26 protein-coding genes and 1 tRNA gene are annotated in these 19,023 nt (G+C 63.1%); 7 read left to right on the top strand and 20 right to left on the bottom strand.

Annotated elements, in window-relative coordinates; translation table 11 throughout:
• Positions 1–73: 73 nt before the first annotated feature.
• The 6 genes from FFS60_RS05930 to FFS60_RS29225 all read right to left on the bottom strand — a co-directional run bounded on the left by FFS60_RS05930 (position 74) and on the right by FFS60_RS29225 (position 4,844).
• Entirely contained in the window at positions 74–1,288 is a 1,215-nt protein-coding gene (locus FFS60_RS05930; protein WP_137821395.1) for a methyltransferase, read from the bottom strand.
• Positions 1,289–1,374: 86 nt separating this feature from the next.
• Positions 1,375–2,064 carry an ABC transporter permease gene (locus FFS60_RS05925; protein WP_028629891.1) on the bottom strand — a complete coding sequence of 230 codons (690 nt, stop codon included), beginning with the start codon at positions 2,062–2,064 and terminating at the stop codon, positions 1,375–1,377.
• A complete protein-coding gene (locus tag FFS60_RS05920) occupies positions 2,061–2,756 on the bottom strand; it encodes an ABC transporter permease (RefSeq protein ID WP_137821394.1) in 696 nt (231 codons plus the stop codon). Before FFS60_RS05920 ends, FFS60_RS05925 begins: the two co-directional genes overlap by 4 nt.
• 47 nt (positions 2,757–2,803) lie before the next feature.
• On the bottom strand, positions 2,804–3,556 hold the full coding sequence (locus FFS60_RS05915) for an ABC transporter substrate-binding protein (RefSeq protein WP_137821393.1): 753 nt from the start codon (positions 3,554–3,556) through the stop codon (positions 2,804–2,806).
• A 19-nt stretch (positions 3,557–3,575) separates the two neighbouring features.
• Complete coding sequence (locus FFS60_RS05910) at positions 3,576–4,349, bottom strand: ABC transporter ATP-binding protein (protein ID WP_028629888.1); 774 nt, start codon at positions 4,347–4,349, stop codon at positions 3,576–3,578.
• A 63-nt stretch (positions 4,350–4,412) separates the two neighbouring features.
• Complete coding sequence (locus FFS60_RS29225; protein ID WP_274802496.1) at positions 4,413–4,844, bottom strand: EAL domain-containing protein; 432 nt, start codon at positions 4,842–4,844, stop codon at positions 4,413–4,415.
• 100 nt (positions 4,845–4,944) lie between these two features.
• On the opposite strand from FFS60_RS29225, the gene FFS60_RS28620 reads away from it, so the two are divergent.
• Positions 4,945–5,427: a hypothetical protein gene (locus FFS60_RS28620; RefSeq protein WP_171016487.1), complete on the top strand. Its 483-nt coding sequence runs from the start codon at positions 4,945–4,947 to the stop codon at positions 5,425–5,427.
• A 468-nt stretch (positions 5,428–5,895) separates the two neighbouring features.
• On the opposite strand, the gene FFS60_RS05900 is transcribed toward FFS60_RS28620, so the two are convergent.
• From FFS60_RS05900 to FFS60_RS05835, 14 genes are all read right to left on the bottom strand, one after another.
• The gene (locus FFS60_RS05900) at positions 5,896–6,252 is read right to left on the bottom strand and encodes an HNH endonuclease (protein ID WP_137821392.1); all 357 of its coding nucleotides are present in this window, start codon (positions 6,250–6,252) and stop codon (positions 5,896–5,898) included.
• 224 nt (positions 6,253–6,476) lie between these two features.
• Positions 6,477–6,947: a hypothetical protein gene (locus FFS60_RS05895; RefSeq protein WP_137821391.1), complete on the bottom strand. Its 471-nt coding sequence runs from the start codon at positions 6,945–6,947 to the stop codon at positions 6,477–6,479.
• On the bottom strand, positions 6,948–7,193 hold the full coding sequence (locus tag FFS60_RS05890; RefSeq protein ID WP_137821390.1) for a hypothetical protein: 246 nt from the start codon (positions 7,191–7,193) through the stop codon (positions 6,948–6,950).
• Complete coding sequence (locus FFS60_RS05885) at positions 7,190–7,459, bottom strand: hypothetical protein (RefSeq protein ID WP_137821389.1); 270 nt, start codon at positions 7,457–7,459, stop codon at positions 7,190–7,192. Before FFS60_RS05885 ends, FFS60_RS05890 begins: the two co-directional genes overlap by 4 nt.
• 84 nt (positions 7,460–7,543) lie before the next feature.
• Complete coding sequence (locus tag FFS60_RS05880) at positions 7,544–7,780, bottom strand: hypothetical protein (RefSeq protein ID WP_137821388.1); 237 nt, start codon at positions 7,778–7,780, stop codon at positions 7,544–7,546.
• 78 nt (positions 7,781–7,858) lie between these two features.
• On the bottom strand, positions 7,859–8,206 hold the full coding sequence (locus FFS60_RS05875) for a hypothetical protein (protein WP_137821387.1): 348 nt from the start codon (positions 8,204–8,206) through the stop codon (positions 7,859–7,861).
• Positions 8,206–8,418: an AlpA family transcriptional regulator gene (locus FFS60_RS05870; protein WP_137821386.1), complete on the bottom strand. Its 213-nt coding sequence runs from the start codon at positions 8,416–8,418 to the stop codon at positions 8,206–8,208. The genes FFS60_RS05875 and FFS60_RS05870 overlap by 1 nt, the downstream gene beginning before the upstream one ends.
• A gap of 122 nt (positions 8,419–8,540) precedes the next feature.
• Positions 8,541–9,113, bottom strand: coding sequence for a hypothetical protein (locus tag FFS60_RS05865; RefSeq protein ID WP_137821385.1), 573 nt, complete (start codon positions 9,111–9,113; stop codon positions 8,541–8,543).
• Positions 9,113–10,318 (bottom strand): integrase arm-type DNA-binding domain-containing protein, encoded by a 1,206-nt coding sequence (locus FFS60_RS05860; RefSeq protein ID WP_137821384.1) that lies wholly within the window; start codon positions 10,316–10,318, stop codon positions 9,113–9,115. The genes FFS60_RS05865 and FFS60_RS05860 overlap by 1 nt, the downstream gene beginning before the upstream one ends.
• A gap of 208 nt (positions 10,319–10,526) precedes the next feature.
• Positions 10,527–10,602 (bottom strand) — tRNA-Phe (locus tag FFS60_RS05855).
• A gap of 76 nt (positions 10,603–10,678) precedes the next feature.
• A complete protein-coding gene (locus FFS60_RS05850; RefSeq protein ID WP_028629886.1) occupies positions 10,679–10,951 on the bottom strand; it encodes an oxidative damage protection protein in 273 nt (90 codons plus the stop codon).
• Positions 10,948–12,015: an A/G-specific adenine glycosylase gene (gene mutY, locus FFS60_RS05845; RefSeq protein WP_137821383.1), complete on the bottom strand. Its 1,068-nt coding sequence runs from the start codon at positions 12,013–12,015 to the stop codon at positions 10,948–10,950. The genes FFS60_RS05850 and mutY overlap by 4 nt, the downstream gene beginning before the upstream one ends.
• A complete protein-coding gene (locus FFS60_RS05840; RefSeq protein WP_137821382.1) occupies positions 12,012–14,243 on the bottom strand; it encodes an AsmA family protein in 2,232 nt (743 codons plus the stop codon). Before FFS60_RS05840 ends, mutY begins: the two co-directional genes overlap by 4 nt.
• Positions 14,244–14,390: 147 nt before the next feature.
• Positions 14,391–14,789, bottom strand: coding sequence for an acetyl-CoA sensor PanZ family protein (locus FFS60_RS05835; RefSeq protein ID WP_028629883.1), 399 nt, complete (start codon positions 14,787–14,789; stop codon positions 14,391–14,393).
• A 129-nt stretch (positions 14,790–14,918) separates the two neighbouring features.
• On the opposite strand from FFS60_RS05835, the gene hisB reads away from it, so the two are divergent.
• The 6 genes from hisB to FFS60_RS05805 all read left to right on the top strand — a co-directional run bounded on the left by hisB (position 14,919) and on the right by FFS60_RS05805 (position 18,993).
• Positions 14,919–15,512, top strand: coding sequence for an imidazoleglycerol-phosphate dehydratase HisB (gene hisB / locus FFS60_RS05830; RefSeq protein WP_137821381.1), 594 nt, complete (start codon positions 14,919–14,921; stop codon positions 15,510–15,512).
• Positions 15,512–16,150: an imidazole glycerol phosphate synthase subunit HisH gene (gene hisH / locus FFS60_RS05825; protein ID WP_137821380.1), complete on the top strand. Its 639-nt coding sequence runs from the start codon at positions 15,512–15,514 to the stop codon at positions 16,148–16,150. Before hisB ends, hisH begins: the two co-directional genes overlap by 1 nt.
• Before the next feature lie 4 nt (positions 16,151–16,154).
• A complete protein-coding gene (locus FFS60_RS05820) occupies positions 16,155–16,412 on the top strand; it encodes a DUF2164 domain-containing protein (protein ID WP_028629880.1) in 258 nt (85 codons plus the stop codon).
• A gap of 40 nt (positions 16,413–16,452) precedes the next feature.
• Positions 16,453–17,190 (top strand): 1-(5-phosphoribosyl)-5-[(5-phosphoribosylamino)methylideneamino]imidazole-4-carboxamide isomerase, encoded by a 738-nt coding sequence (hisA, locus tag FFS60_RS05815; protein ID WP_016495212.1) that lies wholly within the window; start codon positions 16,453–16,455, stop codon positions 17,188–17,190.
• A 142-nt stretch (positions 17,191–17,332) separates the two neighbouring features.
• Complete coding sequence (hisF, locus tag FFS60_RS05810; protein WP_028629879.1) at positions 17,333–18,103, top strand: imidazole glycerol phosphate synthase subunit HisF; 771 nt, start codon at positions 17,333–17,335, stop codon at positions 18,101–18,103.
• A gap of 134 nt (positions 18,104–18,237) precedes the next feature.
• Positions 18,238–18,993, top strand: a complete 756-nt coding sequence (locus FFS60_RS05805) for an ABC transporter substrate-binding protein (protein WP_028629878.1) — start codon at positions 18,238–18,240, stop codon at positions 18,991–18,993.
• Positions 18,994–19,023 lie beyond the last annotated feature (30 nt).

The raw sequence follows: 19,023 nt of genomic DNA, 5'->3' as shown, positions 1-19,023 counted from the left end.
GCGCAAGGCGGGGCCTTACAGTGAGTTGCCCAGATTTCATCAACAAAGTTATCCACAGGTTCTGTGGGTAAGCTCAGCGTTCGGCCAGTAGCAGGACGTTACGTGGTGTGAGTTGGGGCGAGCAGAAGCTGCCGAGCTTGACCTGGTAGCCCTGTTCTTCAAGAAACAGGGCGCGGTCCAGTAGCAGCCAGAGTTCCATAGGGCGGCGGAACAGGCTGCGGGGGAGTTCCAGGTTGCGTACCACGGCAAGGCGTTGCCAGCCCGCGGCCTCCAGCGCTTTCCAGTCGCGCGGCTGTGGTTGCGGGAGACCCTTGAGTGCGCAGAGGTCCCGGCAATAATCGGCGAACGGCTTGGCCAACCAACTCGTGGCGAGGGAGGGCGTCGGCAGGTACTGGTCTTCGCCGCGCAGTTCTCGCTGCAGCAGGTCGAAGGCCAGGCGGCGGGCCATGGATTGGTCGCGTTGGCGCCGCACGCGGGCGCCAGCGGTGACGGTCTCGCTCATTGGCAGGCGCAGGTCGGCGTGGCTGAGGCGCAGTGCGGAGGCTGATGCTGTCGTGGACAGTGGCTGATAGTCGGGTGTGCGGATGCGGTTGTAGCAGCAGGGTGCTACGGCCAGTTGCCGGCAGCCGGCCGCGTTGGCCAGTTGCAACAGGCGTACGTGCAGGTCGCCGCAGGCATGCAGGGCGACCACTGTGTGCTCGGGCGCGAGGTGCTGTGCGGCGTCATCGGCCAAGGCATCCTGCTGGTGATGATTGGCGGCGAGCCCCAGGCGCTGGCTGAGTTGCTGGCCGCTGGCAACCAGTTGCGGGTCGAGCTCGATGCAAGTCAGCGATGCGCCGTCATGGGCCAGGCGGCGTCCCAGGTGCCCCTTGCCGGAGCACCAGTCCAGCCAGTGGCCTGGTGCCTGGTCAAACCGCAGGCGGCTGGCGAAGGCGTCGATCTGCTGCCATTTGCGCCCGGGAACGTCCACCGTGAAGCTGTTGGGCACTGCGGCTATCTGCGCTGCGGGCAGCTCGCCGATGCAACTGAGGTCGGCGCACCGCGCTGCAAGCTGTGGATAAGGCGCCGGCGCCTGCAACTGTTCCGGGTTGTTATGGATGGCTTCTGCTTCTGCCAGGGTGCGGCCGCGTAGCCATGCGGCCAGTTCGGGGTGCTGGCGTTCCCAGGGCAGTTCCAGTTCGGTGAAGGGCACGGGACGCCAGATGTCCTGGTGCGCGAGGAGGAAGTCGTCCAGGGCGGCGAAGCGTTCCCGCAGGTGCGGGCCTTGGAGGGGCGCAGGGTTGGTCATGCGGGCTAGGCGATGGGGAATCAGGGGTGGCGATTATAGCGTCGCCGGCACCGCTCCTCTCCCGGGGGCGAGGAGCGGTCGCGGGTTCAGCGGCCCTGCAGGGCATCCACCCGCAATTTGCGTTCGAGCAGGCGGAAGGCTCGCACCAGCACGTAGGCGATCAGCAGGTAGAAGAGGCCGGCGGCGAAGAAGATCTCTACCGGCAGGTAGGTGCGGGCGATGATGGTGCGCGCCATGCCGGTGAGTTCCAGCAGGGTGACGGTGCTGGCCAGGGCGCTCGCCTTGACCATCAGGATCACTTCGTTGCTGTAGGCCGGCAGGCCGATGCGCGCCGCACGCGGCAGGATGATGTACACCAATGCCTGGAAGCGTGACATGCCCAGTGCCCGTGCCGCCTCGATTTCGCCCGGCGGTACGGCCTGGATGGCGCCACGCAGAATCTCGGCGATGTAGGCCGCGGTATGCAGCGTCATGGTGATTACAGCGCACCAGAAGGGGTCGCGCAGGTACGGCCAGAGCGGGCCCTTGCGCACTGCATCGAACTGCGCCAGGCCGTAGTAGACGAGAAACAGCTGCACCAGCAAGGGCGTGCCGCGGAAGAAGAAGATGTAGCCGTAGGGCAGGGCGCGCACGTACCAATGGCGGGACGCGCGGGCAATGCCCATGGGCAGCGCCAGGATCAGGCCGGCGATCACTGCGATGGCCACCAGCTCCAGGGTGAGGATGGCGCCTTGGGCCAGCTGTGGCAGGTATTTGAGGATGACTTCCCAGTTCATGCTGCGCTCCGCTTGAAGCCACGGCCTGCGCGCTTCTCCAGCCAATGCATGCCGATCATCGCGAGGATGGTCAGGCCCAGGTAGATGAAGGCGGCCACCAGGAAGAAGGTGAAAGGCTCCTTGCTTGAGGTCACGGCGATTTGCGAGCGACGCATGATTTCCTCAAGGCCGATCACGGAAACCAGTGCGGTGTCCTTCATCAGGATCATGAACAGGTTACCCAGGCCCGGCAGGGCGATTCGCCACATTTGCGGCAGGATCACGCGCCAGAGAATGCGGTTCTTGGACAGGCCCAGCGCCATGCCGGCTTCGCGGTGTCCCTTGGGGATGGCCAGGATGGCGCCGCGGAAGACTTCGGTGGCGTAGGAGCCGAAGCACAGGCCCAGGGCGATGGTGCCCGCGGCGAAGGCGTTCAGTTCCAGTTCGGGGTAGCCGATCCATTCACCCAGGGCGCGCATCAGGTTGACCGTGCCGAAATAGATCAGCAGCACCCAGAGCAACTCAGGGACGCCGCGCACAAGTGTGGAGTAGGTGCCGCCCAGCCACTGCAGTGGTTTGAGGGGGGAAGTCCTTGCCAGCGCGCCGAGCAGGCCGAGCACCAGGCCCACCGCAAGCGCGGACAGCGCCAGCTTGATGGTCATGAGGGTGCCCGCGGCCAGGGCCGGGCCGAATCCGTAGAGGTCTAGGGTCATGGGAGCTCAGGCGCCGGTGCCGCGCTGGGCGGCACCGGACGTGCAGGTCAGTAGATGCTGAAGGGGAAGTACTTGTCGTTGATCTTCTTGTAGGTGCCGTCAGCAACGATTTCCTTCAGCGCGGCGTTCAGCTTCTCGCGCAGCGGGTCGCCCTTGCGTACGGCGATGGCGATCTTGTCGTTGTCGAACACCGGGTCACCCTTGAACTCGAAGTCCTTGCCGGAATCGCTCTTCAGCCATTCCCAGTTGACGAACTTGTCGGCCAGTACGCCATCGAGGCGGCCGGAAGACAGGTCGAGGTAGGCATTTTCCTGGGTGTCGTAGAGTTTGATGTCGACCACGTCAGCCATGTTGTCTTCCAGCCAGGTTCCGGCGATGGTGGCACGCTGCGCGCCGATTACCTTGCCTTTCAGGCTGGCCTTGTCGGTCTTGAAGTCAGAGCTTTTCGGGGCAATGAACTGCAGTTTGTTGGTGTAGTAGGGGTCGGTGAAGTCGACGGCCTGCTTGCGCTCTTCGGTGATGGACATGGAGGCGGCGAGGAAGTCGAACTTCTTGGCGTTCAGGGCGGGAATGATGCCGTCCCAGTCGGAGGTCACCACTTCGCACTCGGCCTTCATCTTGGCGCAGAGGGCTTGGGCGATCTCGACGTCGAAACCGCCGGCCTGGCCGCTGGCATCGATCAGGTTGAAGGGCGGGTAGGCACCTTCGGTACCGATCTTCAGCTTGTCGGCGGCGACGGCGTTGGTGCCGAAAGCGAGGGTGGCGGCCGCAGCCAGCAGAATCTTCTTGTAGTTCTTCATTGCGCTCTTGCTCCGTGTTTTAGCGATTGCTGGACATGAATTGTTTACAGCGCGCCGACAGCGGGTTGTCAAATACCTGCTGTGGCGGTCCCTGCTCTTCTACCAGCCCCTGATGCAGGAAAACCACTTCGCTGGAGACATTCCGTGCGAAGTTCATTTCATGGGTGACCAGCAGCATGGTGCGGCCTTCCTCGGCCAGCGCGCGGATCACGTTAAGCACTTCTTGTACCATTTCCGGGTCAAGCGCCGAGGTGGGTTCATCGAACAGGATCACCTTCGGTTGCATGGCCAGGGTGCGGGCGATGGCTGCGCGTTGCTGCTGGCCGCCGGAGAGCTGGGTCGGATAGACATGGCGCTTGTCAGCGATGCCGACCTTCGCCAGCAGGGCCTCGGCGATTTCGGTGGCCTCGGCCTTGCTCTGGCCGAGTACGCGACGCGGCGCTTCGATGATGTTGTCGAGCACCGTCATGTGCGGCCAGAGGTTGAAGTTCTGGAAGACGAAGCCGATTTCGCTGCGCATGCGATTGATCTGCTTGTTGTCGGCGGCGACCAGTTCGCCGGAGCGGCTCTGCTTGAGCTTGAGTTCTTCTCCAGCCACCAGGATCTGGCCCTGGTGCGGGTTCTCAAGCAGGTTGATGCAGCGCAGGAAGGTGGACTTGCCGGAGCCAGAGGAGCCGAGGATGGAGATCACGTCACCGTCGTTGGCGGTGAGGGATATGCCCTTGAGCACTTCGAGATCGCCGTAGCGTTTGTGCAAGTTACGGATTTCAAGCGCTGGCGTGGCTTGGGCCATGGGGGGTCCTCTTATTGTTCGGGGGCACTCTGGCGGTGGGGCGGCCTTCCTGGCGAGGGGAAGCTAGCATAGCGCTTTGCCAGGCGAAAGCCGACGGAGAGCCCCTGGAGGGTTCTGTAGGTGAGTTTGTCGCATCGCTGCAGTTGCTTGTCGCGGTAGCAAAAACTCGCGGAGCTCGTGCCGAAATGCCCGGATTTCGCGCCTTTGCGCCGATCCTTTGTCTTTTTCCTTTGTGATCAAATGGTTACTCGGTTGGCGCGACGAAAGCGCCAGGATCGGTCGCGGTTTGTCCATCCGGCTGCGGTCTATCTCCAAGCTCTCCTCGCACTGGTCGAACTGGGCCAGGAAGGAGCGGTCGACCCTCAGGGCATTCAGGCGGAAACGGTGCAGGTAGCTGAGGGAGGAGTAACCGGTACCGAAGTCATCGATGCTGATGCGTACCCCCAGATCATGAAGCTGCTGTGGCACGGTGATGGTCCGCACGGAATCGGCCATGGATACGCTCTCGGCGATGATGGCGCCCACCTGGACGACCAGGTCGTGCTGGGCGAACTGCCGGCAGAGAGGTTGATGCTTACCGTCAGTGAGGGCGGGCTTGGGCACGCCTGATGCCGGCGGGCCATGCTGCGGCAGGCTTCGCAGTGAGATTGGCAGCGCCGTTCGCATCGTGCGCGGCAGCGGTGTGAGGGGGCTGAAAACAAAAAGCCCCAGCACATGGCTGAGGCTTTTTGACGGTATTAATGGTGCCAGGGACGGAATCGAACTGATGGCTACGGACGGCGATATCGCTGCGTCATTGGCTGGAGGTTTAAATTCCTACTCACATTCCTACTCACATTTCGCAGCGCTGCTCCAGCCTGCGCCTTTCCCGCACTCCAGTTTGCTGGTTTTCCGCATACTGAAATCCCGCAACCTGGCCGCGTCGGAATTACCAGAATTGGTAGTCTCGCCACCGTGGCGGGAGTGCCACAGTGTGGCGTTCTCGGCACTCAGTGCCGGATCTGGCAGTTTGGCGAGGTGGGAAAATCCCACTTCGGTCGCCCCCTGCTTTGATGCCGGATTATCCGACATCAAGTGATCCTGGCTCACATCTAGATCCCTCGAATTCGAGGTATTTCGGCGACACCTCGGCGAGCCCTCGCCACCTCCTAGGCGATGTCGAGCACCAGGCAAACCCGGTGCTAACCCAGAAGAAACCCGATCGGTTTCAACGTCCGTCCAACACGTGTTCAGCGGGCGTGACTCGTCGTGACATCGCCTGACGCCGGTAACGTTACCCCACCGTTACTCCACCGTTACCAGATTTTCCGGTAAAGCTCCGGTAAAGCTCCAGGCGTTAGCAGTTAACGCCTTTTCAGCAAATCAATGGGTGTTAACAAATGGATGAGTGCCTAGAGCCGCAAGGGCTCCAGGGCGTTTGCTGATTTGATTTGCTGATTAACAGGGGTGTTAACCGGAGGCTGCAGGGGGGATTTAATCCGCGAATGGGGTGGCGGGCGGTTTCCAGTAGGAAGGGGTTTGGAATATCCGACTACCCCCCCCCTGGTCAGGCGCCGTGGAGGTCGCTCGCTGTCTTCTTGGCGTGACAACCATCGAGGCCGGAGCACAGCACTTGGCAGTTGTCTTCGGTATCGCTGCCACCTTGGTACAGCGGCACCTTGTGATCCAGCTCGAACCCGGCCGGGAAGTCGCAGAGCCTTCCGCAGTGGGCGCAGTGGGGATTGCGCGACCACACCTTCATGCGCCTATCCTGGAGCTTCCTGCCGGTGATCCTGCGATCGGCCACGGTGGGCAGCAGGATCGCCACGCCGTTGTTCCGGCACCACTGGCGAATGGCTTCGGCTTCGGCCTCCACCGGATCAACCGGCAGAGCCTGGCCGCAGGTCGGGCAGCAGCACGTCATACGCCACCCCCGAAAGTTGTCCGCATTTTGTCCGCAATCGAGTCGGGAAAGTTTTCGAGGGGGCCGCCCGGGGTCTGAAAGGCTTTTTGGAGCGGTGGAGCAGGAAGAGCACAAGACGCTTTTCCCATGGTTCCCATGGTAAATAAAAAGGTCTTCGATTTTCGAAGGACCAGATTCTTCGACAGTGCTTCGATTTTCGAAGGACCAAACGTGATTTTCATCGCTCAGACCGCCTCTGGTACTTCGATTTTCGAAGTGGTCGACTTCGATTTTCGAACAGGGTGATTTGATTCTTCGAGGCTGAATTTCCGTGGTGGGGTGGCCGTCGGATCAACGTCCAGACGACCGCCACACTCGTCGATGGCCAGCCAGGAGAGCGCATAGAGGGCGCAGATGCCGCCGGGGTTGCAGTACTTGGGATCCCTGGTCCTGATGATCAGGTTTCGGTCCATCAGCTCTTGCAGGGCGATAACCAGCGTCGACGGGCTCTTTACGCCCCACACCCGCGACTGCTGGATAGTTGCCGAAAGGTTGCCGTTGTTGGCGCCCCGGAACTGCCGTAGCAGCCCCAGGAGCACCCTTAGGGCGGCGCCGGAGATAGCCAGGAAGTCCTCGCTGTCCATCACCACATGGGGAATGACAGCGTAGGTTCCGGACGGGCTCCGGCCCTTGGCTTTGCGCCGGTTCGCCACCATTCACGCGCCGTCCTGTTCGGCCAGCTGTTCGACCTCGAGGCCCTTCTCATAGAGCACCGTGCCCAAGACCTTCAGGCCGCTCAACAGGCCGCCCAGGTTGGGCGCGGTCAAGAACTCGCTACCGTCGTGAGACTCCCGGCGGATCTGGTCTTCTTCCAGCAGCTTGGCGATGGACTGGACCGCCAGGCTGGCGTGCATGATGGTGGCGCCGACCGCTTCAGCCCGGAACTTGATGAAGTCGCTCATTGCTGCTCCTCCTCGCTGATTTCCCAGAGACGGAGGCCGATCTCGTTCATCAGCGCACCGATGGCCAGGACGGCACTGGCGACTCCTTCAGTCAGTTCCTCGGTCATGTGGTGCTCCGAGCCATCAGCGCCCAGCAGCTCGGCCAGGGCGCACAGGCCGATGCCGGCAGATTGAACGACTGCGGAGCGGCGGTTTACCTCGCGGCGGAGGTCCAGGTCGATAGCGTGAGATGCAGACGGATTGCGGGTATGATTTGCTTGTTGCATGGCGATCTCCTCAAATGCTCGCCTTGTGATAGCCGGACCACTGTTGGCGCAGTGGTCCGGCACCTTTACGCTCTGCGAAACGGGTCAGTCGGTTTCGAGTACCTCCCAGTCCGCGAGGGCTCCGATTTCTCTCCCCAGTTTTTCCAAGTCGCAGTGCTTGGCGGTGATGGTGTTGCTGTTCACGTTCACGACGTACAGCGATCCGAGTTCCGAAAACGCCCTCGAATCCTCCTTGCAGCGGCGTAGCCGCTCCCCATCCTTGGCCAACTTGCGGTCGATCCTCGCGAACAACGCGCGTTCCGTGACTATGGCTTTGGTCATTGCGGCTCCTTTCGTTGAGACACAAAAACACATTATCACAAAAACACACTTTCGCAAGGTGTGCGGGAGCGGAATTCATCATGCTGCGCACCTCCGGCCGGCGGCCATGAACTCCAGGATCTGGCGCGCCTCATCCAGGCGGCTCTCGGGCAGGCTGTAGCGGGTCACATGGCAGGACTTGCCCCAGTTGGTGGGGACCTTCTCATCCATGCAGACGAACACAATCCCCCAGTTGTTTTTGAGGGCGCTGATGGTGGAGTTCAGGCAGTGGTCGCCCAGGCGCTCGGCCTCGAAGCGATTGAGGCTGCCACCCTCCACCAGGAAGGCGAGGATGCGGGAGGCCTTGGTGGGGGCATTGGTGGTCGTGATAGTATTACGTTGCGTTTTTTCAGGGCTGGCCAGTTGGTCGGCCTTCTTTTTGTCCATTAGGCGGCCACCCCGCGAGCTTCGGCGATGCGCGCCTCGATCCAGGCATCAACCTCGGCCTCGATCCATACGGCATGGCCTTCGGAGAGCTTTACCTGGGCAGGGAAAGTGCCGGCGTGAATGCGGCGGTAGATTTCGGAGTCGCTGAGGCTGGTCTTTGCCTTGACCTCTTTGCGGCGGATGAAGCGGTGGGGGCTGGCTTGGTTTGCCATCGCTGCGGCCTCCTTGGGGCTGTCTGGGTGCGATGGGCAAATGCTGCTGGGGAAGGGGAAAGAGAAAAATTATACGGCCGCTACGGAAATGGGGTTTTCCGTAGCGGAAAAGGGGTTATTCGTTACGGGCGCAGTGTTTTCTTGGGTCGCCCTCCGCGGCGTGCGTGCTCGGGAGCTACGGGCTTGATCCACTCCTTCAAGCGCTCGGAACCTCCGGGTAGGCTTTCGTCAAAGCCCTCTGAGGACAGCTGTCGGTACACTCGATCGGCCATATCCCCGACGCGGAGATCGCGGAACTCCCCCGACCACAGGTCAGCGGCAATCTCTCTGGCGCGCTCCATTGCTCTTTCCTTTTCGGCCTTCAGTTTCGCCAGCGGCCCGAGCATGGCCCGCTCTCGCTGAATCGCTACGCATGCTTCTTCGTTGGTGTGCCATACGACGGCAAGCATCAACGAGAAAACAGCGCCCTGGAGGTCGTCCGCAATATCCGGATGCTCAAGGGCGATAGCGCGAAACTGCTCAAAGCCAAAGGAGACTAAATCTTCTTCAGGATCTGCATGGGATGCAGAGGGAAGGCACAAGCGTGCCAGGCGCTCCATGCGATCCAGCGTGTATCCGGTCATGCCAATTTCTTCGATCAAGGCATCGAGCGGTCCGCCAAAACGCTTATGAGTAGGCGTCTGCTTCTCGTCCATCAGGCCCTCCGAATGGCCACAACGTTGGCGCCAGCGCATAGCGCGTCGATCTCGTCCGCCCAAGCTTGCATCATCCCCCGGCGCTGCTCGAGGTAGTGGGCATGGTTGTAGGTGTCGCGGATCTCGTCCTTGTCGCCGTGGGCGAGCTGGCGCTCGATCCAGTCGCGGTTGTAGCCGCGGCTGTTCAGCTCGGTGCTCAGCAGGTGGCGGAAGCCGTGGCCGGTCTGACGCCCCTCGTAGCCGATCAGGCGCAGCGCCTTGTTGATGGTGTTCTCGCTCATCGGTCGGTCGGGGTTCTGCTTGCCGGCGAAGGCGAGCGGATAGCAGCCGGTGATCTCGGCCAGCTCGCGTAGCATGACCACGGCCTGGGCGGGCAGCGGGACGATGTGCGGCCGGCGCGCCTTCATGCGGGCCGCCGGAATGGTCCAGGTGGCCGAATCAAGATCGAACTCATCCCAGGGCGCCGTGCGCAGCTCGCCCGGGCGGACGCCGGTGATCAGCAGCAGGCGGATAGCAAGGCGCGTCGGGGCGTCACTGGAGGCCGCTGCGAGCTTTTCCAGCAGCTCGGGTATCTCCGCCAGGGGGACGTGCGGATGATGCCGTGCGCGCGGCGCGTGGGCCGCCACCACGTCGAGGTCCGTGGCGGGGTTGGTGGTGGCCACCCCCTTGGCCAGGCCGAAGCGAAAAATCTGGTTCAACCACTGGCGGATCTTGCCGGCGGCATTCAGGGTGCCGCGCTTCTCGACCTTGCGCACCAGGTCCACCAGATCAGGGCGGGTGATCTCGGCCACCAGGCGCCGGCCGATGGCCGGGATGATGTCGTTGTCCAGGTAGAGCCGGGCCTTGTAGGCGGTCGACTCTGCCCAGCGGGGGGAGTTGTAGGCGTACCACTCGTTGGCCAGGATCTCGAAGGTGTGCGCCTCGGCCTCGCGGGTGCGTTTCTCCGCCTGCTTGTGCGAACTGGGGTCGATCCCTTCGGCCACCAGTGAACGCGCCGCATCGCGGCGCTCGCGGGCCTTGGCGAGGGTGACGGCCGGGTAGGCGCCCAGGCTGATCATTTTCGGCTTGCCGGCGAACCGGTAGCGGAACCGCCAGAGTTTGGCGCCGGTGGGCGTCACCTCCAGGCACAGGCCCAAGGAGTCGGAGAGGCGGTAAAGCTTCTCCTTCGGCTTGGCGGTGCGGGCGGCGGTATCGGTGAGTGGCAAGGGATGTCCCCCGAAGCCGGGCCAGGCGCAGGTTAGCGGCCGGCGTGTGAGTAGAAATCCATGACCGAACTGGGTCTACTCACGAATCTACTCACAAAGTTTTGGGCTTACAAGGGAACCGACGGGAACGCTGGGCACAAAAAAACCGGCGCTAGGGCCGGTTTCTCTGTGTTGCCGAGCATCGTGGGGACTGCTAGACACCGATGTATGGTGCCCAGGGACGGAATCGAACCGCCGACACGGGGATTTTCAATCCCCTGCTCTACCGACTGAGCTACCTGGGCAACGGGGCGCTATTAAACGGATTAAGCGGCCCCTCGTCAACACCCTTCTGAAAAAATTTTTAGTTATTACGGGCGCTTACGCGCTCGGGGGGACATAACCTTCGGCTTGGGCGTAGTCCTCGCCCGAGAAAAACTTGTCCATTTCAGCCTGGAGGAACTTGCGGTCCTCGGCGTTCATCATGTTCAGGCGGCGCTCGTTGATCAGCATGGTCTGATGCGCCTGCCACTCATCCCAGGCCTTCTTCGAGATGTTGTTGAAGATGTCCTCGCCCTTGGCGCCCGGATATGGCGGACGCTCCAGGCCCGGCAGTTCCTCTTTGTACTTGCGGCACATGATGGTGCGGGTCATCGCGGTTCTCCTGCATTCAATACATCGGCCGCGCGCTTGAGCAGCTTTTTCACTGGGGCGGCGAGCCCCAGGCGCGGCGGGGTGGCGAGGTTATACCAGAGCCAGTCGCCCTCGGCCACGATGGGGACGCTGCCCTCCACGGCCACCAGCCAGGGTTCGATGGCCAGTTGGAAATGACTGAAGGTGTGGGTCAGGCCGGGCAGTTCGCGGCGCTCGCCGAGCTGCAACGAATGCTGGTTGGCCAGCGGGGCGAGCGCGTCGAGATCGTCCAGTTCCGGAAGGCTCCAGAGCCCGCCCCAGAGGCCGCTCGACGGCCGACGGTAGAGCAGGATGGCGCCGTCACCATTGGCCAGCAGGGGCATCAGGGTGCGCTTCTGGGGCAGCGCCTTGCGCGGTTTCGGGGCGGGGTAAGCCGTTTCCCGGCCTAGCCGGTGCGCACGACAACCGCTCTGCAATGGGCATAGCAGGCAGCTGGGTTTGCTGCGGGTACAGAGGGTGGCGCCGAGGTCCATCATTGCCTGGGTGTAGTTGTTCACTCGCTGGTACGGGGTGAGGCGCTCGGCCACTTCCCAGAGTTGCCTGGCGACCTTCGGTTCACCCGGATAGCCGTCCTGCGCGACATAGCGGGCCAGGACGCGCTTGACGTTGCCGTCGAGGATCGGTGCACGCAGGCCCATGGACAGGCTGGCGATGGCGCCGGCGGTGGAGCGCCCAATGCCAGGCAACTCCGCCAGTTGATCGACGTCGCAGGGGAAGTGGCCGTCGTAATCGGCCACCACCTGTTTCGCGGTCTTCTGCAGGTTGCGGGCGCGAGTGTAGTAGCCGAGGCCGGTCCAGAGGTGCAGTACTTCGTCTTCCGGCGCGGCTGCCAGCGCCTGCACGGTTGGCAGGGCCTCCATGAAGCGATCGAAGTAGCCCAGGACGGTGCTCACCTGGGTCTGCTGCAGCATGATTTCGGACACCCAGACGCGGTAGGGGGTGATGCCCTGCTGCCAGGGCAGGTCCTTGCGGCCATGACTGTCGTACCAGTCGAGCACGGCGCCGGAGAACTGCTCGGGGGTCATTGCTTGAACAACCCCTTGAGCGCGTCTTTCAGCTCCGGGCTGACCTTGTCGCCCAGCTTCTCTTCGAGTTTCTCGTTGAGTTTGTCGCCGGCCAGCCTGGCGGCCACCTTGCCCATACCGTCCTTGTCCAGGCGGCAGGCTTTGGCGCCCAGCTCCAGCGGGCCGCGGCAGCGCAGTGGCCACTCGATGCCGACGTAGCGCTCGTTGACCTGACAGGCCGGGTCCGGCATCGCGCTCTTGTCGCCTTCGATGACTACGCCGATCCGGTAATCCAGACCGAGCACGCGCAGGTCGACTGCGCCATCACCCTTGACGTTGAGGCCGGGGATGCTGGCGCGCAGGTCGGGGTTGTTGGCCACGCCATTGTTGAAGGTGAGCGAGCCCTTGAGCTCGCGGAAGGGGGTCTCGCTGCCGCTGCGCGTGCTGCTCAGCGTTTTGCGGTTGAGGGTGGCGATGCCCTGGCAGAGTTGCTGTTCGAGGTTGGCGTCGAGCAGCGCGCCGTCGTTCAGGGAGAAACTGGCGGTGCCATTGAGACCGTCAATCCAGGCCTTCTGGCTATTGCCGCTGCTGGTGATGTCAGCGGTCATGTCCAGCAGGCCGCGCACCGGTGGCTTCTGCTCCTGGGCCTGGAGGAGTTTCTCCACCGGCACGTTGCTGATGCGTTTTTGGGCCTTGAGCAGCGGTACTGCCGGACGCGCGTCGATTTGCGCGCTGGCCTGGAAGCTGCCACCGAGCAGACCCCCACGCAGGTCTTCAAGGGTCAGCAGGCCTCCCTTGCCGTTGGCCTTGAGGCTGACGTCATTCAGAGGCAGTTTGTCGACGGTGAATTGGCCGAGGTTCAGCGTGGCTTGCAGATCGACCTTGCGCAGCTGGTCCATTGGCAGTATCGGTGCTTCGCTCCAGGCAGCCTGGGTTGGCGCGTTCGGTAGCGGCGTGGTGCCCTGGCTCGCGGCGGCTACAGCGGGCTTTACTTCGGCCTGGCGGGCGGTTTGGGCTTCCTGCTTGGCCTTGGTTTTGGGCGGCAGGTAGCGGTCGAGGTCGAGCTTGTCGCCCTTGAGCTGGATGCGCACGGCCTTTTGGGCGAAGTCGGCCACGGCCAGGCGGCCGCTGAAGCTGCTGTCGTCCAGTTTCAGGTTGAGGCCTTCGAGGGCGAGGCTGTTGGGGCTGCCGCCCAGTTTGGTGACCAGCTCGAATTTCTGCAGCGTGGTGGCGTCGCTCATTGGCGGCAGTTCGACGCCGATGCCGGTCAGGAACTCCCGCAGGTTGAGCGGGGCGATGGACAACCCGCCCTCCAGCCGTGCGCCCTTGTTCAGGTCATGCACCTTGAGTTCACCGAGTGCGCGCAGTTGGTTGGCGGAAAGCTTGAGGCTGTTCCACTCGGCGACGTTGGCGGCGAGATCGGCCAGCAGCTGGCCCTGGGCGTTGAAGGTCAGGGTCTTGCCCTTGAAGGGTTCGCCGGACGCTTCGCCGTTCAGCTTCAGGTCCTCGAGCTGGTAGCGTTTGAGCGCGCGCTCGAAGCGCAAGTTGGTAGTGAGTTCGGTCTTGGCGCGCAGCACCGGCTGGTTGGTGCCAAAGAAGGCACTGAGTTTGACCGGGATGCTGGCTCCCTCGCGGATGGCACCGGTGACCAGTTCGATGCCTTCGGCGTTGAATTGCTGACCGCTCTTGGCATCGGTGTAGTTGATGCGCGCATTGCGCACGGTAAGGCTGTCGATATCCAGCTTGACCGGGCGCGCTGGTTCTTCGGCAGCGGGCGCCTGCTGGGCGCCGTCGGTCGGAGCGGGGCTGGTCGGCGTGCCGGCCTGGGCAGTTTCCGGAGCCTTCGCCGGGCGGCCGATATCCTCCCAATTGCCGTGGCCCTTGTCGTCGCGCTGCAGATCGAGGTTGAGGCCTTCGACGCGGATGTCGCTCATCTGCACCTCGCGACGCAGCAGCGGCAGTACGCGCACCGACAGGCCGATCATGTCGAGGTTGGCGAAGGGCTTTTCCGGGCTGGCGGCACTGGCCAGGGTCGCCTGGTGCAGTTCGAGGCCGAGCCAGGGGAACAGGCTCCAGCCGATGTCGCCGTTGAGGGTCAGTTCGAGGTTGGCCTTGTCGCGGGCCAGTTGTTGAATCTCGTCCTTGTAATCGTTCGGGTCGAACAGGTGGGTCAGGGCGAAGCCCAGGGCCACTATGATCAGCAACAGCCCGAGGAAGATGAGGCCCAGGATTTTTCCGAAGGCTTTCATTGGCCAGTCCTTGTGATGGATCGCGTGAATTGAAGGTGCCGAGTATAGCGCCGGGCCATCAGTCATGGCGTGCAGTGGCGTGGGGCTTCGGCGCCCTGGTCAGGGACTTTTGATGGTGATTCTGGCCGTCGGTTCAGCGCAGGGGGCTTAGAGGCTTTCCAGCGGCAGGTGCAAGCGAGCCGCGAGGGCCTGGCTTTCCAGATGGCCCTCTGGAGCGGCCAGGGCCAGCGATCTGCCTGCTTCCCGCGCCAGGCGAGCGCTTTCCTCAACCAGGCGACGGGCAACGCCGCGATGGCGGGTGACCTTGCGCACGCAGAGGTGGGACAACCGCCAGTGCTCCTCCCCGCGCTCGATCAGCGCTGCGCCGAGCAGGCGATCGTTGAAACGCCCGGCCACCAACAGGCCGTCGGCCAGGCCGCGTTCCACCAGTTCCGCCGCATTGGCGTAGGGCGCCAGCAGCCAGTCCGGAGCATCGGCGTAAATTTTCGCCAGGTCGCCGCGATCCTGCTCGGACGGGCAATTCAGGGTCTCTACGATCACGGGCATGGGGGTTCCTGGAGGGCATTGCGGACGCGGCTCGGCAGTGTAAACCCCGCCGACCGTCGTCGGTAGCCGCGCCAGCGGCCGGCGGCCTATAATGGCGCTCTTTTTTGTGAGCCTTTTGTGGAGCTGGTGATGGCCGAACGTACGGCATCCGTCGAACGCAATACCCTGGAAACCCAGATCAAGGTCTCGATCAACCTGGATGGTACTGGCAAGGCGCGCTTCGATATCGGCGTACCTTTCCTTGAGCACATGCTCGACCAGATTGCCCGTCACGGCCTGATCGACCTGGACATCGAGTGCAAGGGCGATCTGCATATCGACGATCACCACACCGTGGAAGACGTCGGTATCACCCTCGGCCAGGCCTTCACCCAGGCCATTGGCGACAAGAAGGGCATCGTCCGCTACGGCCATTCCTATGTGCCGCTGGATGAAGCCCTGTCCCGCGTGGTCATCGACTTCTCCGGTCGTCCCGGCCTGCAGATGCACGTTCCTTTCACCCGCGCCGTGGTCGGTGGCTTCGATGTCGACCTGTTCCAGGAGTTCTTCCAGGGCTTCGTCAACCACGCCCTGGTGAGCCTGCACATCGACAACCTGCGCGGCCATAACACCCACCACCAGATCGAAACCGTGTTCAAGGCCTTCGGCCGCGCCCTGCGCATGGCCGTCGAGCGGGACCCGCGCATGGTCGGTCAGATGCCCTCCACCAAGGGCGTGCTCTGATGCAGACGGTTGCAGTCATCGACTACGGCATGGGCAACCTGCACTCGGTTGCCAAGGCCCTGGAACACGTCGGCGCCGGCCGTGTGCTGGTCAGCAGTGATGCCAGCGTGATCCGCGAAGCCGACCGGGTGGTGTTTCCTGGCGTCGGTGCCATCCGCGATTGCATGGCGGAGATCCGTCGCCTGGGCTTCGACGAGCTGGTGCGCGAGGTCAGTCGCGATCGTCCGTTCCTCGGCATCTGCGTCGGCATGCAGGCGCTGCTGGAGCGCAGCGAGGAGAACGACGGGGTCGACTGCATCGGCCTGTTCCCCGGCCAGGTGCGCTTCTTCGGCAAGGGCCTGGTGGAAGATGGCGAGCACCTGAAAGTGCCGCACATGGGCTGGAACGAGGTGGAGCAGAGTGTCGCCCACCCGCTCTGGCACAACATTCCTGATCGGGCGCGCTTCTACTTCGTGCACAGCTACTACGTCGAGGCCGGCAACCCTGCCCAGGTAGTCGGTCGCGGTCACTACGGCAAGGACTTCGCCGCCGCGCTGGCCGAAGGCTCGCGCTTCGCCGTGCAGTTCCACCCGGAAAAGAGCCACACCCACGGCCTGCAGCTGCTGCAGAACTTCGCCGCCTGGGACGGCCGCTGGTAAACCGATGAGCCGCGCGAAGAAGACCCCGAGCCTGCAACTCGACGCCGCACAGACCCAGGACGCGGTGCTGGCGATCAAGCGTTTCATGGCCGATCGCTTCGAGCTGGAGCTGGGTTCCTTCGAGGCCGAGGAAGTGCTCGACTTCTTCGCCCAGGAGTTCGCGCCACATTTCTACAACAAGGCGATCTCCGATGTGCAAGCGCACCTGAAAGACAGGTTCGAAAGCATCGAGAGTGACTTGTGGGCGCTTGAGAAAAGCTGAGCGCCAAGCCGATTCCACTGACTTCGAACAGGTTGAACCGATGCTGATTATCCCCGCTATCGATCTGAAGGACGGCGCCTGCGTGCGCCTGCGCCAGGGCCGCATGGAAGACTCCACCGTGTTCTCCGACGACCCGGTGAGCATGGCCGCCAAGTGGGTAGAGGGCGGCTGCCGTCGCCTGCACCTGGTGGACCTGAACGGCGCCTTCGAAGGCAAGCCGGTGAACGGTGAAGTGGTCACCGCCATCGCCAAGCGCTACCCGAACCTGCCGATCCAGATCGGCGGCGGCATTCGCTCCCTGGAAACCATCGAGCACTACGTCAAGGCCGGCGTCAGCTACGTGATCATCGGCACCAAGGCAGTGAAAGAGCCCGAGTTCGTCACCGAGGCCTGCAAGGCCTTCCCCGGCAAGGTCATCGTGGGCCTGGACGCCAAGGACGGATTCGTCGCCACCGACGGTTGGGCCGAGGTCAGCAGCGTGCAGGCCGTGGACCTGGCCAGGCGCTTCGAGGCCGATGGCGTCTCCGCCATCGTCTACACCGACATCGCCAAGGACGGGATGATGCAGGGCTGCAACGTCGAGGCCACTGCGGCCCTGGCCGCCGCCAGCCGCATCCCGGTGATCGCGTCGGGCGGTATCCACAACCTCGGCGACATCGAAAAGCTGCTGGCCGCCAAGGCCCCCGGCATCATCGGCGCCATCACTGGCCGTGCCATCTACGAAGGCACCCTGGACGTCGCCGAGGCCCAGGCCTTCTGCGACAGCTACAAGGGCTGATCATTACGCTGAAGCCCTCGCTGGCCGAGAGCCGTAGGATGGGTTAGTCGCGCAGCGGCGCAACCCATCAACTACTGACAGATCGATGGGTATCGCGGCGCTCCGCGGAACGCCGCCCGACCCATCCTACGAGAGCAATGTTATGGCACTGGCAAAACGCATCATCCCCTGCCTCGACGTGGACAACGGTCGCGTGGTCAAGGGCGTCAAGTTCGAGAACATCCGCGACGCCGGCGACCCGGTCGAAATCGCCCGTCGCTACGATGAACAGGGCGCCGACGAGATCACCTTCCTCGACATCACTGCCAGCGTCGACGGCCGCGACACCACCTTGCACACGGTGGAGCGCATGGCCAGCCAGGTGTTCATCCCGCTGACCGTGGGCGGCGGCGTGCGCACCGTGCAGGACATCCGCAACCTGCTCAATGCCGGTGCCGACAAGGTGTCGATCAACACCGCTGCTGTCTTTACGCCGGAATTCGTCGGCGAGGCCGCCTCCCGTTTCGGCTCCCAGTGCATCGTGGTTGCCATCGATGCCAAGAAAGTCTCCGGCCCGGGGGAAACACCACGCTGGGAAATTTTCACCCATGGCGGACGCAAACCCACCGGCCTCGACGCTGTGGCCTGGGCGAAGAAAATGGAAGACCTGGGTGCCGGTGAAATCCTCCTCACCAGCATGGACCAGGACGGTGTGAAGAGCGGTTACGACCTGGGCGTCACTCGCGCCATCAGCGAAACCGTCGGCATTCCGGTGATTGCCTCCGGCGGTGTCGGCAATCTTGAGCACCTGGCTGCTGGCATCCTCGAGGGCAAGGCCGACGCCGTTCTGGCGGCGAGCATCTTCCACTTCGGTGAATACACCGTGCCCGAGGCCAAGGCCTATCTCGCCAGCCGCGGAATCCTGGTGCGCTGAGCACGATTCTTGCCTAGCATTCGCCCAGGCTGCTCGCGTGACGGACTTCGCAGCCTGGGCTGCTGATGCCCGAGCCCCGTTCCCACGGGGTTAAGCTCAGCGCATTTCCCATCTCTCCTGGAAGGTAATCGCTAATGTCGAAACGCCTGCTGCTGGCGCTGGCCGGTACCCTCATGGTGTTTGCCGGTGCAGCTCGTGCCGAAGTGGATGAGAACTACAGCGTCGTTCTCCTGACCGAAAACTTCCCGCCCTACAACATGTCGATCAACGGGAAGAACTTCGCCCAGGAAGACAATATCGATGGCATCGCCGTCGACATCGTCCGTGAAATGTTCAAGCGTGCCGGGGTCAAGTACAGCCTGACCCTGCGCTTCCCCTGGGATCGCATCTACAAGCTGGCGCTGGAGAAGCCGGGCTATGGCGTATTCGTCACTGCGCGCCTGCCTGAGCGCGAGCAGTCGTTCAAATGGGTCGGCCCGATCGGTCCCGACGACTGGATCATGCTGGCTCGCACCGACAGCTCGATCGCCCTGGGCAGCCTGGAAGACGCGCGCAAGTACAAGGTGGGCGCCTACAAGGGCGATGCCATCGCCGAGTACCTGACCCAACAGAAGCTCGAACCGATCACCGCCCTGCGTGACCAGGAAAACGCCAAAAAGCTGGAGAAGGGCCAGATCGACCTCTGGGCCACCGGCGACCCCGCTGGCCGCTATCTGGCCAAGCAGGAAGGCGTAGGCGGCCTGAAAACCGTGCTGCGCTTCAACCAGGCCGAGCTGTTCCTGGCGCTGAACAAAGAAGTGCCCGACGAGGTGGTGAACAAGCTGCAGGCCGCGCTGGACCAGCTGCGGGCTGAAGGCTATGTCGACGAGATCCTGAACAGCTACCTCTAACAGGTAGTGCTTCAAACCTAGCAACGAGAC

The organism is Pseudomonas sp. D(2018), assembly GCF_005502555.1.
In the GTDB taxonomy this organism is placed as follows: Bacteria; Pseudomonadota; Gammaproteobacteria; order Pseudomonadales; family Pseudomonadaceae; genus Metapseudomonas; species Metapseudomonas resinovorans.
This window is presented reverse-complemented; position numbering and strand designations above follow the sequence as displayed.

Excerpts from the sequence above, each read along its gene's own strand:
- FFS60_RS29225 (WP_274802496.1), bottom strand. The coding sequence starts at position 4,844 with ATGGCCGATTCCGTGCGGACCATCACCGTGCCACAGCAGCTTCATGAT.
- FFS60_RS05930 (WP_137821395.1), bottom strand. The coding sequence starts at position 1,288 with ATGACCAACCCTGCGCCCCTCCAAGGCCCGCACCTGCGGGAACGCTTC.
- FFS60_RS05840 (WP_137821382.1), bottom strand. The coding sequence starts at position 14,243 with ATGAAAGCCTTCGGAAAAATCCTGGGCCTCATCTTCCTCGGGCTGTTG.
- hisH (WP_137821380.1), top strand. The coding sequence starts at position 15,512 with ATGCAGACGGTTGCAGTCATCGACTACGGCATGGGCAACCTGCACTCG.
- hisF (WP_028629879.1), top strand. The coding sequence starts at position 17,333 with ATGGCACTGGCAAAACGCATCATCCCCTGCCTCGACGTGGACAACGGT.
- FFS60_RS05885 (WP_137821389.1), bottom strand. The coding sequence starts at position 7,459 with ATGCAACAAGCAAATCATACCCGCAATCCGTCTGCATCTCACGCTATC.
- FFS60_RS05835 (WP_028629883.1), bottom strand. The coding sequence starts at position 14,789 with ATGCCCGTGATCGTAGAGACCCTGAATTGCCCGTCCGAGCAGGATCGC.
- FFS60_RS05920 (WP_137821394.1), bottom strand. The coding sequence starts at position 2,756 with ATGACCCTAGACCTCTACGGATTCGGCCCGGCCCTGGCCGCGGGCACC.
- FFS60_RS05925 (WP_028629891.1), bottom strand. The coding sequence starts at position 2,064 with ATGAACTGGGAAGTCATCCTCAAATACCTGCCACAGCTGGCCCAAGGC.
- FFS60_RS05910 (WP_028629888.1), bottom strand. The coding sequence starts at position 4,349 with ATGGCCCAAGCCACGCCAGCGCTTGAAATCCGTAACTTGCACAAACGC.
- FFS60_RS05915 (WP_137821393.1), bottom strand. The coding sequence starts at position 3,556 with ATGAAGAACTACAAGAAGATTCTGCTGGCTGCGGCCGCCACCCTCGCT.
- FFS60_RS05820 (WP_028629880.1), top strand. The coding sequence starts at position 16,155 with ATGAGCCGCGCGAAGAAGACCCCGAGCCTGCAACTCGACGCCGCACAG.
- FFS60_RS05895 (WP_137821391.1), bottom strand. The coding sequence starts at position 6,947 with ATGGTGGCGAACCGGCGCAAAGCCAAGGGCCGGAGCCCGTCCGGAACC.
- mutY (WP_137821383.1), bottom strand. The coding sequence starts at position 12,015 with ATGACCCCCGAGCAGTTCTCCGGCGCCGTGCTCGACTGGTACGACAGT.
- FFS60_RS05850 (WP_028629886.1), bottom strand. The coding sequence starts at position 10,951 with ATGACCCGCACCATCATGTGCCGCAAGTACAAAGAGGAACTGCCGGGC.
- FFS60_RS05900 (WP_137821392.1), bottom strand. The coding sequence starts at position 6,252 with ATGACGTGCTGCTGCCCGACCTGCGGCCAGGCTCTGCCGGTTGATCCG.
- FFS60_RS05870 (WP_137821386.1), bottom strand. The coding sequence starts at position 8,418 with ATGGCAAACCAAGCCAGCCCCCACCGCTTCATCCGCCGCAAAGAGGTC.
- FFS60_RS05875 (WP_137821387.1), bottom strand. The coding sequence starts at position 8,206 with ATGGACAAAAAGAAGGCCGACCAACTGGCCAGCCCTGAAAAAACGCAA.
- hisA (WP_016495212.1), top strand. The coding sequence starts at position 16,453 with ATGCTGATTATCCCCGCTATCGATCTGAAGGACGGCGCCTGCGTGCGC.
- hisB (WP_137821381.1), top strand. The coding sequence starts at position 14,919 with ATGGCCGAACGTACGGCATCCGTCGAACGCAATACCCTGGAAACCCAG.
- FFS60_RS05890 (WP_137821390.1), bottom strand. The coding sequence starts at position 7,193 with ATGAGCGACTTCATCAAGTTCCGGGCTGAAGCGGTCGGCGCCACCATC.
- FFS60_RS05880 (WP_137821388.1), bottom strand. The coding sequence starts at position 7,780 with ATGACCAAAGCCATAGTCACGGAACGCGCGTTGTTCGCGAGGATCGAC.
- FFS60_RS05865 (WP_137821385.1), bottom strand. The coding sequence starts at position 9,113 with ATGGACGAGAAGCAGACGCCTACTCATAAGCGTTTTGGCGGACCGCTC.
- FFS60_RS05805 (WP_028629878.1), top strand. The coding sequence starts at position 18,238 with ATGTCGAAACGCCTGCTGCTGGCGCTGGCCGGTACCCTCATGGTGTTT.